A 16,808-nucleotide genomic window follows, 5' to 3' on the forward strand; every position below is an offset into this window, starting at 1 on the left:
ACATTGGCGGCCGGGTGCGCGCGTGCAGCGTGTGCCCGGCCGCTGTGCGTTTGGGCGGCGATCGCATGACAATCCGCACGATCGCGGAGACCGGCTCGACCAACGCCGACATGCTCGATCTCGCCCGCGCCGGTGCCGAGGAGGGGCTGTGGCTGCGCGCGGAGCGGCAGAGTGGCGGGCGCGGGCGGCAGGGGCGCCTTTGGGTTTCGCCGCCGGGCAATCTCTGCACGAGCACGCTGGTGCGGCTGCGGGCGAGCGATCCTCAGCCGGCTTCGCTCGCGCTGGTCGCAGCGGTCGCGCTGGAGGAGGCGGTGCGCGCGCATCTCGGCGGGGCGGCGGTGGCGATGCTCAAATGGCCCAACGATCTGCTGATCGGCGGTGGAAAGCTGTCGGGGATCCTGCTCGAACGGAGCGGCGATGCGGTGGTGATCGGCATCGGGGTCAACCTTGTGCATCATCCCGAGAGGCTCGATCGGATCGCCACCAGCCTTGCTGCGCAGGGTGTCACCGTCGATGCGCCTGCCTTCCAAGAAACCCTGGCCGAGGCGTTCGCGCGGTGGCTCGGCATCTGGCGCGGGCAGGGGCTTGCGCCGGTGCGGGCGCGCTGGCTCGACCGCGCGCATCCGCCGGGCACGCCGCTGACCGCGCGCCTGCCTGACGACGTAACCATTGACGGGCTGTTCGATGGGCTCGACGGGGACGGCGCGCTCGTGTTGCGCTTGGCGGATGGCAGCCGGCGTGTCATTCATGCCGCCGATATTTTCCTGCTGTGAGGACGCGACGCGACCATCAGGCGAGGGGAGGGGACACGCATGCTGCTCGCGATTGACGCCGGCAACACCAATATCGTCTTCGCGTTGCTCGATGCGGGCCAGATCCGCGCGCGCTGGCGGATCGCGACCGACGCGCGACGGACCGGCGACGAATATGCGGTTTGGCTCAGCCAGTTGCTCGCGCTCGAAGGGTTCGAGCGCTCTCATGTTGATGGCGTCATCATAGCAACGGTGGTGCCGCGTGCGCTCCACAACCTCCAGACGCTGGCGCGCAAGTACTTCTCGGTCGAGCCGCTGATCGCCGGGCAGGGCGCGGCGGGCTGGCCGATGCCGCTCGACGTCGAGGAGCCGCAATCGGTCGGTGCGGACCGCGCGCTCAACGTGATCGCGGCGCATGCGTATCACCCGGGCGACCTCATCATTATCGATTTCGGCACCGCGACGACGTTCGATGTCGCGGACTATCGCGGCGCGTACAAGGGCGGCATCATCGCTCCGGGTATCAACCTGTCGCTCGACGCACTCGTCACTGCCGCCGCCAAGCTGCCGCGCATCGCGATCGAGGCGCCGCCATCGGCAAGCGTGATCGGTCGCGATACCGTCAGCCAGATGCACATCGGCATCTATTGGGGCTATGTCGCGATGATCGAGGGGCTGGTCGCGCGCATGAAGGTGGAGATCGGTCGCCCCGCCAAGGTGATCGCGACCGGCGGTCTCGCCACATTGTTCGAGCAGAACACTGACGCTTTCGACGCGATCGAACCCGATCTGACCATTCAGGGGCTGGCGATGCTGTGGGATCGCGCCCATATGCAGACGTGACGGGAAACGGGCTGACCGCCCGGTGCCTGAGCACATCATCCTGACGCAGGTCAGAACCGCGCTGCCGGTGCCGCTTTTTCAAGCGACCGCGCGAGGTCGCCGGTCCCGGCGGTGATCCGAGATTTGCGGCCTGACCGCCGCGCATAAGAAAGAACAGAAACTTAGTGACGACCCCCAAGAACGAACTGCTTTTCCTCGCGCTCGGTGGCTCGGGCGAGATCGGCATGAACGTCAATCTCTACGGATGCCAGGGCAAATGGCTGATGGTCGATTGCGGCATCACCTTCGCCGATCCGAACTATCCCGGCATCGAGCTGATCCTGCCCGACCTCCAATTCATTGAGGAGCGTGCCGACGATCTGCTCGGCATCGTGCTGACTCACGGGCATGAGGATCATATCGGCGCGTTGCCCTACCTTGCCGAGGATCTCGGCGTGCCGCTGTACGCGAGCGCCTTCACCGCCGGGCTGATCCGCGGCAAGCTGGAGGAGGAAGGCAACGTCAAGCGCGTCGAGCTGAACGTGGTCGAACCGGGCAAGACGCTCCAGCTCGGGCCGTTCGGGATCGATTTCGTGCCGCTGTCGCACTCGATCCCCGAGATGAGCGGGCTGTCGATCGCGACGCCGTTCGGCCGCGTGTTCCACACCGGCGACTGGAAGCTCGACCCGACGCCGGTGATCGGCAACCCGGCCGCGCCCGAGCAGCTGAGCGCGATCGGCGACGCGGGCGTGCTCGCTCTGGTGTGCGACTCGACCAACGTGTTCAACACCGAAGCGTCGGGTTCGGAGGCGGACGTCCACGCCGGGCTGTCCGAAGTGGTGGCGGCGGCGAAGGGCCGCGTGCTGGTGACGACCTTCGCGTCGAACGCGGCGCGGCTGCATACTCTGGGGCAGGTGGCGAAGGAGACCGGGCGCGCTTTGTGCGTGGCGGGGCGTTCGCTCGACCGCATCCTGAAGGTGGCGCGCGCGACCGGCTATCTCAAGGATTTCCCCGCGACGATCGACCCCGAGGCGGCGATGCGCCTGCCTCGCGAAAAGGTGATGATCGTGGCGACCGGCGGGCAGGGCGAGGATCGCGCCGCACTTTCGCGGGTCGCGTTCGGCAGCCACCCGATCAAGCTCGACGCGGGGGACACGGTGGTGTTCTCCTCCAAGCAGATCCCCGGCAACGAAGTCGCGATCGGGCGCATCCAGAACCAGCTTGCCGCCAAGGGGATCAAGATGATCACCGACCGGCAGGCGCATGTCCACGTCTCCGGGCACCCGGGGCAGCCGGAACTGGCGCAGATGTATCGCTGGCTGCGACCCGAGATCCTGATGCCGGTCCACGGCGAGATGCGCCACTTGATGGAACAGGCGCGCTTCGGTCTGTCGCAGGGGGTGCCGCAGGCGATGGTCCAGTCGAACGGCGAGATCGTCCGGCTCGCGCCCGGCGCGCCGACCAAGATCGGCCATGCGCCGATCGGTCGGCTGGTGCTCGACGGCGACGTGTTGCTGCCGGGCGACGGCGGTACGATCAACGAACGGCGCAAGCTCAGCATCAACGGCCAGATGTCGGTCGCGGTGGCGATCGGCGGGCGCGGCCTGATCGGCAGCCCGCAGGTCCGCTATAACGGCTTGCCCGTCGAGGAGGATCGCGTGCCGTTCATCGAGGAGACGGTCGAGGCGGTGATCGCCGCGGCCAAGCAGCCCCCGAAGGACCGCGAGAAGCTGCGCGAGGCGATCCGCCTCGCCGCGCGGCGGGTGGCGACGCGGTGGACGGGCAAGAAGCCGATCGTCGACGTGCTGCTGATCGAGGCGTAACATGCGAGCCTGAAAGGTCGTTCGTGCTGAGCCTGTCGAAGCGTGTGCCATGACCGTGGCGCACGTGGTACGCACGTCGACACACGCAGTGCGAACGGAAGTTTGGGGAAGACTGTATGCGGTGGACATCGGCGCTCGCGATCTGGTTCCTGTTCTGCGCGCTGTCGGTGTTCTTCGTGCTGCCGTTCGGCGTCCGCACCGCCGAAGAGGCCGGGGTGGAGCATGTGCCCGGACAGGCGGAGAGCGCCCCGCACGATTTCCGTCCCGGCCGCACCGCGCTGCGCGTGCTGATCGTCGGCACGGTCCTGTGGGGGCTGTTCCTCCTCAACTATCGGTATGGCTGGGTGACGCCGCAGATGCTCGACGTTCTCGATACCTGGAACGACGCTGCCGCGTGACGATGAGAGCGCCCGAAAGCGCTGCGAAACGCGATTTTGGTGCGCGGCGCGACACTCTGCGACAATTCCGCGATTGACAGATGGGTCCGTTCCGAGACGGTAGCGTCAACGAAATCAAGCGCGGAACGAGCATGAACGAGGTCGAGCCTTCCTCCCCAGCCTATCGGGACGACATTGCGGTCGAGCCGCGTCCGATCGGCCGCCGGGGGCGCCTGTTGAGCTGGATCGGCGCGCTGGTCGTGTTCGGTCTGATCGTGCTCGGTGCGGTGTGGCTTGCCCATTCCAGCAGTTCGAGTGGCAGCGGACGTGGCGGCGGCGGGGGTGGCGGCTTCGGCGGCGGTCCCGGCGGCGGTGGCGGTGGTGGCCGCCGGGGCGGCGGCGGTGGCCAGCCGACCACGGTCGGCACGGTCAAGGCGGTGCGCGCCGACATGCCGATCCAGGTCGAGGCGCTCGGCACCGTCACCCCGGCGGCGACCGTCACGATCCGCCCGCAGGTGTCGGGCACGATCACGCAATTGCTCTACCGCGAAGGGCAGCTCGTCCATAAGGGCGAGACGCTCGCGATCATCGATCCGCGCCCGTATCAGGCGGCGCTGTTGCAGGCGCGCGGCGCGCTGATCCGCGATCAGGCGCAGCTCGCCAATGCGCGCGTCCAGCTCGGCCGCTACCGGACCCTGCTGGGGCAGGATTCGATTGCGCGGCAGGATGTCGATACGCAGGCGGCCACCGCCAAGCAGCTCGAAGGCACGATCGCGGTCGATCGCGGGGCGGTGCAGCAGGCGCAGATCAACCTCGGCTACACGCGCATCGTCTCGCCGGTGAACGGGCGGGTCGGCCTCAAGGTGGTCGATATCGGCAATTACATCGGCGCGGGCGACACCAACGGCATCGCGGTGGTGACGACGCTCCAGCCGATCGACGTCGAGTTCGCGGTGCCGCAGGATCAGGCACCCGCGATCGGCAAGCGCGTCGCACAAGGGGCGGAAATCCCGGCGATCGCGCTCGATCGTACGCGCACGCAGACGCTCGATCAGGGCCGCTTCTCGACGCTCGACAACCAGGTCGACACCACGACCGGTACGATCAAGGGCAAGGCGCGCTTCGCCAACGGCGCGAACCAGCTTTACCCGAGCCAATTCGTCAACGTGCGGCTGACGGTCGACACGATCAGCCAGGCGGTGACGATCCCGCCCGCCGCGGTGCGTTCGGGTCAGGATTCGAGCTTCGTGTGGCTGCTCAAGCCCGACCGGACGGTGACGCAGCGCACGATCAAGACCGGCATCGTCGGTGCCGTCAAGGTGCAGGTGGTGAGCGGCCTGAACGTCGGCGATATCGTCATCACCGATGGCGGCGACCGGCTGAGCGAAGGCGCCAAGGTCGCGCTGCCCGGTGACAAGCCGGCGGCTGGCGGCGGGCGCAGCGGTGGGCATCGTCGGCGCAACGGCGGCTGATCGGCGCGCTTCATGAGCCCCTCGCGCATCTTCATTCTGCGGCCGGTCGCGACCGCCCTGCTGATGGTCGGCATCGTGCTGGCCGGTCTGGTCGGCTTCCGCATGCTGTCGCTGTCGGCCTTGCCCGAGGTCGATTATCCGACGATCGAGGTGACGACGCTCTATCCCGGCGGTAGCCCCGACGTGATGAGCCAGACCGTCACCGCGCCGCTCGAACGCCAGTTCGGTGAGATGCCGGGGCTGACGCGCATGGCGTCCACCAGTTCGGCGGGCGCGTCGGTCATCACGCTGCAATTCGGGTTGAGCGAGGGCCTCGACGTGGCGGAGCAGGAGGTGCAGGCGGCGATCAACGCCTCGTCCGCGCTGCTGCCGGCCGATCTGCCCGCGCCGCCGGTCTATGCCAAGGTCAACCCGGCCGACGCGCCGGTGCTGACCATCGCGATCAGCTCGAAGACGCTGCCGCTCACGCAGGTGCAGTCGATCGTCGACACGCGGCTGGCGCAGAAGATCAGCCAGATTAGCGGCGTCGGCCTCGTCAGCCTCGCGGGCGGGCAGAAGCCGGCGATGCGGATCCGCGCCGACACGCAGGCACTGGCGAGCTACGGCCTGTCGCTGTCGCAGCTTCGCACTGCGATCGACAATGCCAACGCCAACAGCGCCAAGGGCAGTTTCGACGGGCCGAACCGATCATATCAGATCAACGCCAACGACCAGCTTGAGTCGGTCGACGACTATAAGGATTTGATCGTCAGCTACAGCAACAACGCGCCGGTGCGGCTGTCGCAGGTCGCGCAGGTTGTGGAGGGGGCGGAGAACAGCCGGCTCGGCGCGCTGGCCGGCACGACGCCCGCGATCATCCTCAACGTCCAGCGCCAGCCCGGCGCGAACGTGATCCAGACCACCGATGCCATCAAGGCGCAGTTGCCCGAACTGCTCAAGAGCCTGCCCGCTGGGCTCGACGCCAAGGTGATCGCCGATCGCACCACCGGCATCCGCGCCTCGGTCAGCGACGTCGAGTTCGAGCTGGTGCTCGCGGTCGTGCTGGTCGTGCTGGTGATCTTCTTCTTTCTGCACTCCGGCCGCGCGACGTTGGTAGCGGGGCTGGCGGTGCCGATCTCGCTGATCGGCACGTTCGGGGTGATGTACCTGCTGAACTTCAGCCTCGACAACCTGTCGCTGATGGCCCTGACGATCGCGACCGGCTTCGTGGTGGACGATGCGATCGTGATGATCGAGAACATCCAGCGCCATATCGAGGAAGGCGTGCCGCCGTTCGAGGCGGCGCTGAAGGGCGCGGCCGAGATCGGCTTCACGATCATCTCGCTGACCGTCTCGCTGATCGCGGTGCTGATCCCGCTGCTGTTCATGGGCGATATCGTCGGGCGCCTGTTCCGCGAATTCGCGGTGACGCTGGCGGTGACGATCCTGATCTCGGCGGTGGTGTCGCTGACGCTGACGCCGATGCTGTCCGCACGCTGGTTGAAGGCGCCATCCGATGAAAAGCCGAGCCGGATCGCGCAGCGCTCCGCCGCCATGTTCGGCGCGGTCGAGCGGCGTTATGAGAAGGCGCTCGGCTTCGTGCTCGACCGGCGCTTCGCGACGTTGCTGGTGGCGATCGGCACGCTGATCCTGACCGTGCTGCTGTACCTCGTCATCCCGAAGGGGTTGTTCCCGACGCAGGATACCGGGCAGTTGCAGGCGCGGCTCGTCGCCTCGACCAGCGTGTCCTACGACAAGATGGCCTCGCTTCAGGCGCAGGCGGCCAAGGCGATCCTCGCCGATGCGGACGTGCAGTCGCTGTCGGCGTTCGTCGGGGTCGACGGGTCGGACAATGCCACGCTCAACTCGGGCAGCATGTTCGTCAACCTCAAGGAAAGCCACGGCGCGCAGGCCAAGGTGATGAAGCGGCTGCGCGAGGCGGTCGACCGGATTCCGGGGGTGACTCTGTACCTCCAGCCGACGCAGGATCTCACCATCGATGCGGAGAGCGGGCCGACCCAGTACCGCCTCTCGATTGAGGGATCGAACACCGCCGACGTCAATGCCGAGGCGAAGCGGATCGCTGCCGCCCTCCAATCAGTGTCGAAGGTCCGCAACGTCACCACCGATGCTGGCGCGCAAGGCTCCGCCGCGTTCATCAACATCGACCGCGATACCGCCGCCAGGCTCAACATTACCGCGTCGAGCGTGGACGATGCGCTGTATTCAGCGTTTGGCCAGCGCATCGTCTCGACGATCTTCACCGAGACGACCCAGTATCGCGTCATCCTGGAGGCAGCGCCCGGCCTGCTCACCGATCCGCAGTCGCTCGGGCTGCTCCACCTGCAAGCCTCGGGCGGGGCGACGCCGCTCAATGCCATCGCCACGATCCGCGAGGGCAGTTCGCCGCTTCAGGTCACCCACGTCGCGCAATTCCCGGCGGCGACGATCGGCTTCGACACCGCACCGGGCGTGTCGCTGGGCAGCGCGGTCGATGCGATCAAGGCCAAGCTTGCCGACATCCACGTCAAGGCCGGGGTGTCGACCACCTTCCTCGGCGCGGCGGGCGCGTTCGCCAATTCGCTGACCAACCAGCTCTATCTGATCCTCGCAGCGGTGGTGTGCGTCTATATCGTGCTGGGCGTACTCTATGAGAGCTTCATCCATCCGGTGACGATCCTGTCGACCTTGCCTTCGGCGGCGGTGGGCGCGCTGTTCGCCTTGTGGGTGACGGGGCATGATCTCGACGTGATCGGCATCATCGGCATCGTGCTGTTGATCGGCATCGTCAAGAAGAACGCGATCATGATGATCGACTTCGCGATCGCCGCAGAGCGCGACGAGGGGCTGCCGCCCCTGGAGGCGATCCGGCGGGCGGCGGTGCTGCGCTTCCGCCCGATCCTGATGACGACGCTCGCCGCGCTGTTCGCGGCGGTGCCGCTGATGATCGGCATGGGCGAGGGTGCGGAACTGCGCCGGCCGCTCGGCATCGCCATCTTCGGCGGGCTGATGGTCAGCCAGTTGCTGACGATCTTCACCACCCCGGTGGTGTACCTCTATTTCGACCGCGCGCAGCAGTCGCTCGCGCGGCGCGGCTGGGGCGCGCGTGCGCCAGAGGTCGGGCCGGAAGCGCGCCCGTGAACCTGTCGGCACCCTTCATCCGGCGGCCGATCGCGACGATGCTGCTGACGATCGGGCTCGCGCTCGCCGGCATCGCCGCGTTCTTCTCGTTGCCGGTGGCGCCGTTGCCGCAGGTCGACTTCCCGGTCATCAGCGTGTCGGCGAGCCTTGCCGGCGCGAGCCCCGACGTGATGGCGCAGAGCATCGCGACGCCACTCGAACGCCGGCTGTCGACCATTGCCGGCGTCAACGAGATGACCTCGCAAAGCTCGCTCGGCTCGACGCGGATCACTTTGCAATTCGATCTGTCGAAGAACATCGACGGCGCCGCGCGCGAGGTGCAGGCGGCGATCAACGCCTCGCGCGTCGATCTTCCCGCGACGCTGCGGCAGAACCCGACCTACCGCAAGGTCAACCCCGCCAACCAGCCGGTGGTGACGCTCGCGCTCACCTCCGACACGCGCACGGCGGGGCAGATATACGACGCGGTGTCGAACATCATCCAGCAGCGTATGTCGCAAATCCCCGGCGTCGGCGATGTCGAACTGGGCGGCGGGTCGCTGCCGGCGGTGCGCGTGTCGGTCAATCCGTATCAGATCAACGCCTATGGCATCGCGATGGAGGATGTGCGCGCCGCGATCGAGGCGTCGAACGCCAATCGCCCCAAGGGGCTGATCGAGGGCAAGGGCGGCCGCTCCTGGCAGATCTACACCAACGCCGCCGGCAAGACCGCCGCCGATTACCGCCCGCTGGTGGTGGCATGGCGCGGGGCGGCGGCGGTGCGACTTGGCGATATCGCGACGGTGACGGACAGCGTGGCGGACACCCGCACGCTTGGGCTGTTCAACGGCAAGCGCGCCATCATCGTCAACATAACCCAACAGCCCGGCGCAAACCTGATCCGCATGGTCAACCAGATCAACGCGGAACTGCCCGCGCTGCGCCAGCAACTGCCGCCCGACATCAAGCTCGACGTGGCGATGGACCGCACCAGCTCGATCCGCGCGTCGCTGCGCGAGATCGAGATCACCGTGCTGGTCGCGCTGATCCTCGTCATCGTCGTGGTGTTCGCCTTCCTGCGCGATTTCCGCGCGACGATGATCCCGGCGGCGGCGACGGTGATCTCGCTGCTCGGCACGTTCGGGGTGATGTATTTCCTCGGCTTCAGCCTCAACAACCTGTCGCTGATGGCGATCACGGTGGCGACCGGCTTCGTGGTGGACGACGCGATCGTCGTGCTGGAGAATACCACCCGCCACCTCGAAGCCGGCATGAACCGGTTCGAGGCGGCGCTGAAGGGCGCGTCCGAGGTCGGCTTCACCGTGCTGTCGATCAGCGTCAGTCTCGTCGCGGTGTTCATCCCGCTGCTGTTCATGGGCGGTATCGTCGGGCGGCTGTTCCGCGAATTCGCGGTGACGCTGTCGGCATCGGTGCTCATCAGCCTCGTGCTGTCGCTCACCACCACGCCGATGCTGTGCGCGTGGTTCCTGCGGCCGGCCGATCATAGCCACCGGCCCGGCCGCGTCTCGCGTGCGCTGGAGGGGGGGTATCAGCGCCTCGAACGCGGTTATGCGCGTGCGCTCGACTGGGCGTTGGCGATGAAGCCGCTGGTGCTGCTGCTGCTGATCGGCGTGGTGGTGCTCACCGGCTGGCTGTACGTGGTGGTGCCCAAGGGCTTCTTCCCGCAGCAACAGTCCCCGCTGCTGATGGCGGGCGTGCGCGCCGACCAGAGCGTGTCGTTTCAGGATATGCAGGGCAAGCTCAAGCAGGTCGTCGGCATCATCAAGCAGGATCGCGCGGTGCAGAGCGTCGTCGGCTTCACCGGCGGCAGTCGTGCGGGCAGCGCGTTCATGATGGTGTCGCTCAAACCCGCGGGCAAGCGCCACGGCGCGAAGGAGCCCGAGATCATCGCGCGGTTGCAGGCCAAGCTGCAACCGGTCGCCGGCATCCGCCTGTTCCTGATGCCGGTGCAGGATCTGCGCGTCGGCGCGCGCCAGTCGAACTCGACCTATCAATATACGTTGGTGGCCGACAGCACCGCCGCGCTGAAGACGTGGTCGCAGAAGCTCAGCGACGCGCTCGGCAAGCGCAAGGAGTTGAAGAACGTCGACAGCGACTTTTCGGAAAACGGCGTCGAGAGCTTCCTCAAGGTCGACCGCGACACCGCCGCGCGGCTCGGCATCAGCTCGCTCGATGTCGACAACGCACTGTACGATGCATTCGGCCAGCGCAGCGTCGCCAACATCTACGAGGACGTGAACCAGTATAGCGTCATCCTCGGCTGGCCCGAGACGGCGACGCGCGGTCCCGAAGCGCTGACTGACGTGCGCGTGCCCACCAATGCCGATGCGGTGATCGCGACCGGACCGAACGCGACCGCCACCAACAGCGTCGCGACCACCGCGACCTCCGCCACCACGCTGACCGGCACCACCGCGACCACCGACACCGCCGGCAAGTCCGCCTCCGCCGTGAGCGCGGCAGTGCCGACCAACCCGGCGCTGCGCAGCCCCTCGACCGGCACCGCGCTCAGCAACACCCCGCGCACGATGGTGCCGCTCGATGCGATCTCCTCGTTCGGGCAGGCGGCGACGGCGGCGAGCGTCAACCACGACGGCACCGAGGTCTCGACCACCATCTCGTTCGATACCGCGCCCGGCGTCGCGCTCTCCACCGCACAGGCGGCGATCGCCGAGACCGAGGCGCAGATCGCGATGCCCGCGACCGTCCACGGCCGGTTCGCAGGGCAGGCGGCGACCTCGCAACAGACGCAGGGGCAGCAGCCGCTGCTGATCCTCGCCGCGCTGGTGACGATCTACATCGTACTCGGCATCCTCTACGAAAGCCTCGTCCACCCGTTGACGGTGCTGTCGACCCTGCCCGCCGCCGGCGTCGGCGCGGTGCTGGCGCTGATGCTGTTCGGGATGGACTTCTCCATCATCGCGCTGATCGGGGTTTTCCTGCTGCTCGGCATCGTCAAGAAGAACGCGATCCTCATCATCGACTTCGCGATCCATGCGCAGCGCACGCGCGGGATCAGCGCGGAGGCCGCCGCGCGCGAGGCGAGCCTGCTCCGCTTCCGCCCTATCCTGATGACGACGATCGCCGCCGCGCTCGGCGCGCTGCCGCTCGCGATCGGCTTCGGCGAGGGCGCGGAACTGCGCCAGCCGCTCGGCGTCGCGATCATCGGCGGGCTGATCGGCAGCCAGTTGCTGACGCTGCTGACCACCCCGGTCGTCTATATCTATCTCGATCGCCTGACGTCGCGCCGCGCGCGCGCACGGCGACCGACCCTAAGCGAGCAGCCCGCATGACCATGTCCGTACGTTTCGCCCTCCTGCCGCTGCTGGCGCTGGCCGGCTGCTCGCTCGCGCCGCATTACACGCGCCCCGACGTGGCGTCGTCGGGCGCATGGAAGCCCATCGACGGTTGGCAGCCTGCCAACCCGTCCGATCAGGCGCCGCGCGCCGACTGGTGGAGCGGCTTCGGCGACGCCACGCTCGATGATTTGATCGCCCGCGCCCACGCGCACAACCAGACGATCGCACAGGCCGCCGCCACCTACGCGCAGGCGCGCGCCGCCACCCGCGAAGCGCGCGCGAGCCTGTTCCCCACCGTCTCGGCAAGCGGATCGGTCACGCATTCGGCAAGCGGCGGATCGCGCACCATCGTCACCAACGGCGTCGCCTCCTCAAGCGGCGGCAGCGCGCAGACCAGCTACAACGTGGGCCTGAGCGGGAGCTGGACGCCCGATCTGTTCGGCCAGATCACCAACACCGTGCGTAACGCGCGCGCGACCGAGCAGGCGCGCCTTGCCGATCTCGCCTCGGCGCAGCTCGCGATCGACGGCGAACTCGCCACCGATTACCTTGGCCTGCGCGCCAGCGATGCGCAGATCGCCAGCCTCGCCGCGACGGTGGCCGCGTACCAGCGCTCGCTCACCATCGCCACCAACCGCTACAACGCCGGTATCGCCGCGCACAGCGACGTGTTCCAAGGCCAGTCGCAGCTTGCCTCGGCCAAGTCGGATCTCGAAGGGCAGAAGCGCACCCGCGCGCAGTTCGAGGATGCGATCGCGATGCTGGTGGGGGAGAATGCCGCCGCCTTCACGCTGCCGGCGGTGGCAACCTGGACGCCGACAGCGCCCGACGTGCCGGTCGCGGTCCCCTCGACCTTGCTCGAACGCCGCCCCGACATCGCTGCGGCCGAACGGCAGGTTGCGGCTGCCAACGCGCAGATCGGCGTCGATCGTGCCGCGTTCTTCCCTGCGCTCAGCCTTTCGGGCAGCGGCGGGTTCAACAACAACAGCCTGTCGGGGCTGTTCAGTTCGGCGGCGTCCTTGTGGTCGGTCGGCGCGTCGCTGGCGCAGACGATCTTCGACGCAGGCGCGCGCAGCGCGCGCGTGCGGCAGGATCGCGCCGCCTATGACGCGGCGGTGGCGAACTACCGGCAGGTGACGCTGGCGGCGTTCCAGGACGTGCAGGACAATCTCGCCGCCACCGCGATCCTGGCGCGGCAGGAGGCGCTGCTGCGCGAAGCGTCGGTGGCGGCGGACCGCAGCGAGGCGTCGGTGCGCTTCCAGTATCAGTCGGGTATCGTCGTCTTCACCGACGTGGTGAGCGCGCAGGCGACTGCGCTGTCGGCGCGGCGTGCGCTGATCCAGGCGCAGGCGGACCGTCAGACGACGGCGGTCGCGCTGATCCAGGCGCTTGGCGGCGGCTGGCGGACGGAGGATCTGACCGCGCGCCCGTAAGCGCGCTCAAGCCCCGCCTGCTACACATCGTTCGTCCCGAGCGAAGTCGAGGGGCCAGCGCTGGTCTCTCGACTTCGCTCGACACGAACGGGAGGGGAGTTTGTCCCGTTCCACTCAGCTAACGTCGCTCGGGCTGGTCGGGCTACTCACACGTGCGCTGATCCGGCCGCTTAATGTCTCGTGGCAGGCGCAGAAGGTTCGGGCCGCACCCGCAAACCCCGTTCGTCCCGAGTAGCTGCCGAGTAGCCCGCAGGGCATATCGAGGCGGCGTATCGAGGGATAGGCTCCGCGCGAGACGATGCCTCGATACGCGGTCTCGATACGGCTTCTCCTACGCGAACGCTACTCGGCACGAACCGAGATGAAGACTCCATCCGTTCGAGCAATCACCCCCGCACGATGCACCGAAACCCGATATGCCCGGTCGCGCTGTCGACCATTTGCGGGTGCCGCGCCGCCGGGCGATAGCGCTGGCAATAGTTCGCCGCGCAGAGGTGCGAGCCGCCCTTGAGCACCTTGCGGCCTATCGCGAGCCCCGGCATCGCCGGGTCGCGGCTGGCGCGTTCGAACCCGCCGCGCGGGTTGGCCGGCACGCAGCAGCTACCCTTGGCCTTGCGCTCGGCCTTGGGCTGCGCATACCAGTCGGCGGTCCACTCCCACACGTTGCCGATCATGTCGAGGAGGCCGTAGCCGTTCGCCGGATAGGTGCCGACCGGCGAGGTGCGCGCCCATGCGTCGGGCATCTGGTGCGCGAACGGAAACAGCCCGTGCCAGTAATTGGCGAGCAAGGCCCCACCCGGCGCGAGTTCGTCGCCCCACGCATAATCCGCACCGTCGAGCCCGCCGCGCGCGGCGTACTCCCACTCCGCCTCGGTCGGCAGTGCCTTGCCCGCCCATGTCGCATAGGCGAGCGCATCCGCGTAAGCGACATGTACCACCGGATGCTCGGCCAGACCGGCAAGGTCGCTCTCCGGCCCGAGCGGATGCCGCCAGTCGGCACCCAACCGGAACTGCCACCACTGGCTCGCATCCGACAGATCGACCGGGCCGCGCGTGCGTTCGAACACCAGCGAGCCGGGGTGCGCCAGCGCGGGGTCGATGTCGCGGTACACCTTGGGGTCAGGCGCCTGCTCGGCAATCGTCACGTATCCGGTCGCCGCCACGAACGCCGCGAACGCTTGGTTGGTGACGGGCGTCGCGTCGATCCAGAACGGATCGACTCGCACGCGCCGCGCGGGTGCTTCCTCCGGGTAGAAGCGGTCAGACCCCATCTCGAAGGTGCCGCCGTCGAGATGGATCATGCCGGAAGAGGTGAGGGGCGCGTGCATCAGTCTCCGGCGGTCGGGTCGGGCGTCTCGCGATAGGCGTCGGTGGCGAGCGGCAGGTAATCGTGGCTGAGCACCTGCCAATTGTCCATCCGGTGGCGCAGATCGGTCTCGATCGTCTTCATCTCAGGCTTGCCGGCGAGATTGTCGAACTCATACGGGTCGGCCTGAAGATCGTACAGCTCGAAGATCGGGCGCGGGCGCTTGAAGTAGATGCGGTCGATCTTGGCCGGCAGCGTCTTCGCCTGATGCGCCTGAACGATCGCCTTCCATGATCCGAGCGCGCGCTCCGCGTCGGTGCGCTGGATCGCGGGCAGCACCGGCACCGCGTCCGACGTGATCTTCTGCTGGTCGGGCGCGAGGAAGCGGCCGCCCTGATCGACCGGCGAATAGGGCTGGTTGGGCTGGGCGTTGTAGATCAGCTTATACCGCACGCCCGTGATCGCGCGCATATAGTCGACCCCTTCGGAGACGGTCAGCCCGCCGGGATGCTCGCCGCGTTCGGTGAAGACGTAATCATGGCCGGGCGCCTTGGGATCGCGCAGGATCGGCACGAGGCTGATCCCTGTCATATGCGGATCGGGCTGCTGGCCGCCCGCCTCGACGAAGGTCTTGGCGAGATCGATCTGGCTCACCAGAGCGTCGCTGTGCGTGCCGCCTTTCACCACGCCCGGCCAGCGGATCATCAGCGGCACATGGCTGCCGCGTTCGTAGAGCGTGCCCTTGCCGCGGTACATCGACTCGCCATTGTCGCCCATGAACACGACGATGGTGTTGTCGGCGAGCCCACGGTCCTTCAGCATCTGCATCACCGCGCCGAACTGTCCGTCCATCTGGCGCAGGTCGGACAGGTAATCGGCATAGTCCGCGCGCACGGCGGGCAGATCGGGCCAGTCGGGCGGCAGCGTCAGCTTGGCGGGATCAATATCGGTGTGCGGCGCGATGAACGGGCGGTGGGTCTGGTTGAAGCCGAAATAGAGGAAGAACGGCTTGCCCGGCGTCATCGTGTCGAACGTGGTGCCGAGCCGCCGCACGATCTCGGCGGGCGCGACGTTCTTGGTGCCGAACACGCGCACGAAATCGAAACGCTTGTCGAGCCGGCTGATGCCGGTGTCGCGCAGCAACTGCTTGACGTGGGGCGGATCATCCTCGCGCCCGCCGAGATGGTGGATGCGCCCGTCGAGCCCCACCCAATAGCCCGACGATCGCAGGATATCGCTGAAGTAGCGCACATCGAGGCTGGCCGGCTCGGCGAAGCGGCTGATGCCGATGTCGAGCGGATCGCGCCCGGCGAAGATCGACCCGCGCGCGGGCGCGCATTGCGGGGAGGTGGCATAGGCGCGATCGAAGCACATGCTCTGCTTGGCGAAGGCGGTGAAGTTGGGTGTGATTGTGTTGGCGGTGAGATCGCGCGAGGGGTGGCAGCCGTCATGCGGCACGCTGTTGTCGTCGGACAGGATGAGCAGGATGTTGGGGCGCGTGTCCTTCTTCGCCGGCTGCTGCGCCGGGGGCGAGCTTTGCGCGAACGACGCGCCCGACAGCATCGTCGTCGACAGCGCCACCGCGCCGAGGGCTTTGCGCATCCATGTCCGCATTGGCGATCCCATTCCTTTGTGGTTGTTCGGTTATGCCGGCTGCCGCACGGGTGCGCGCGGCAGTAGCGTGAAGTCGCGCGGGGCGAGCGCGCGTTTGGCGAAGAACGCCGCGCGCACCGCGCCGTGGAAGAAGTTCACCCGGTTCATCCGCATGCCGACTGCGGCGCGCCCCGGCCCTTGCGGATCGAACTGCACCGCCGCCTCCATCTGCACCACGCCATCGACAAAGGAGCGGTAGGTCGTGCCGTCGTAGGTCTGCGCAACGTGATACCAGCGCCCGACCGGGAAACGCTTGTTGGGTACGATCAGCGTCTGCTTGGCATGGCCATCGGTGGTGAAGGCATCGAGATACCATGTGTTGTCGACCACCCGGATCTCGAACAGCATCCGCGTCTTGCCAAGGCCGGGTGCCGAGCCGTCTTCGGTTTCGAGGTGGAACCAGCGTTGCTCGAACGCGCCGCCGTCGGGGCGGAACAGCGCCTCGAAGGTGAACGCCTTGGCACTGGCGAGCGGATGGCGGTCGATTAGCAGGCCATCGCCGACGCCGCCGAACGCGATCGCCGGTCCCCATGGGCTGGTGGTGAGCGCAGGCGCGCCGACCAGTTCGGGCGTGCGGCCGCCGATCGTGCGCAGCGTATCGAACTGCCAGAGCTGCCCCGCCGGCCGTGCCGCAGCGACGCGCGGGACGAGTCCTGCCATCACCAGCGCCGCGCCGGGCGCTGCCAGCATCACGTCTCGTCTGCGCATATCCTCTCCTTGTCCCCGGCGCGCCGGATACCGGTGTCATATC

Annotated in this window: 11 protein-coding genes; 8 read left to right on the forward strand and 3 right to left on the reverse strand. The window is 67.7% G+C overall.

All coding sequences use genetic code 11. The features are described 5' to 3' along the window. The first annotated feature begins 65 nt into the window (after nt 1-65). From AC3ANX_RS04415 to AC3ANX_RS04450, 8 genes are all read left to right on the forward strand, one after another. Nucleotides 66-773, forward strand: a complete 708-nt coding sequence (locus tag AC3ANX_RS04415; protein WP_488335819.1) for a biotin--[acetyl-CoA-carboxylase] ligase — start codon at nt 66-68, stop codon at nt 771-773. A 39-nt stretch (nt 774-812) separates the two neighbouring features. Next, on the forward strand, nt 813-1,595 hold the full coding sequence (locus AC3ANX_RS04420) for a type III pantothenate kinase (RefSeq protein ID WP_488335820.1): 783 nt from the start codon (nt 813-815) through the stop codon (nt 1,593-1,595). Nucleotides 1,596-1,819: 224 nt separating this feature from the next. Next, nucleotides 1,820-3,397 carry a ribonuclease J gene (locus tag AC3ANX_RS04425; protein ID WP_488336880.1) on the forward strand — a complete coding sequence of 526 codons (1,578 nt, stop codon included), beginning with the start codon at nt 1,820-1,822 and terminating at the stop codon, nt 3,395-3,397. 116 nt (nt 3,398-3,513) lie between these two features. After that, the gene (locus AC3ANX_RS04430; protein WP_488335821.1) at nt 3,514-3,795 is read left to right on the forward strand and encodes a DUF1467 family protein; all 282 of its coding nucleotides are present in this window, start codon (nt 3,514-3,516) and stop codon (nt 3,793-3,795) included. A 131-nt stretch (nt 3,796-3,926) separates the two neighbouring features. After that, nucleotides 3,927-5,246, forward strand: a complete 1,320-nt coding sequence (locus AC3ANX_RS04435) for an efflux RND transporter periplasmic adaptor subunit (protein WP_488335822.1) — start codon at nt 3,927-3,929, stop codon at nt 5,244-5,246. A gap of 12 nt (nt 5,247-5,258) precedes the next feature. Continuing rightward, nucleotides 5,259-8,366 (forward strand): efflux RND transporter permease subunit, encoded by a 3,108-nt coding sequence (locus AC3ANX_RS04440; RefSeq protein ID WP_488335823.1) that lies wholly within the window; start codon nt 5,259-5,261, stop codon nt 8,364-8,366. Then, complete coding sequence (locus AC3ANX_RS04445) at nt 8,363-11,659, forward strand: efflux RND transporter permease subunit (RefSeq protein ID WP_488335824.1); 3,297 nt, start codon at nt 8,363-8,365, stop codon at nt 11,657-11,659. The genes AC3ANX_RS04440 and AC3ANX_RS04445 overlap by 4 nt, the downstream gene beginning before the upstream one ends. Then, nucleotides 11,656-13,098 (forward strand): efflux transporter outer membrane subunit, encoded by a 1,443-nt coding sequence (locus tag AC3ANX_RS04450; protein WP_488335825.1) that lies wholly within the window; start codon nt 11,656-11,658, stop codon nt 13,096-13,098. The genes AC3ANX_RS04445 and AC3ANX_RS04450 overlap by 4 nt, the downstream gene beginning before the upstream one ends. A 386-nt stretch (nt 13,099-13,484) precedes the next feature. Here the strand turns inward: AC3ANX_RS04450 and AC3ANX_RS04455 are convergent, their stop codons facing one another. Genes AC3ANX_RS04455 through AC3ANX_RS04465 form a run of 3 tightly spaced genes read right to left on the reverse strand, consistent with a single transcriptional unit; the run spans nt 13,485 to nt 16,765 of the window. After that, the gene (locus tag AC3ANX_RS04455; protein ID WP_488336881.1) at nt 13,485-14,399 is read right to left on the reverse strand and encodes a formylglycine-generating enzyme family protein; all 915 of its coding nucleotides are present in this window, start codon (nt 14,397-14,399) and stop codon (nt 13,485-13,487) included. Between the two features lie 26 nt (nt 14,400-14,425). Further along, a complete protein-coding gene (locus AC3ANX_RS04460; RefSeq protein WP_488335826.1) occupies nt 14,426-16,006 on the reverse strand; it encodes a sulfatase family protein in 1,581 nt (526 codons plus the stop codon). Between the two features lie 42 nt (nt 16,007-16,048). Continuing rightward, nucleotides 16,049-16,765 carry a LamG-like jellyroll fold domain-containing protein gene (locus AC3ANX_RS04465; protein ID WP_488335827.1) on the reverse strand — a complete coding sequence of 239 codons (717 nt, stop codon included), beginning with the start codon at nt 16,763-16,765 and terminating at the stop codon, nt 16,049-16,051. Nucleotides 16,766-16,808: the final 43 nt, after the last annotated feature.

The sequence above is a fragment of the Sphingomonas sp. BRN-1R genome (assembly GCF_057748035.1).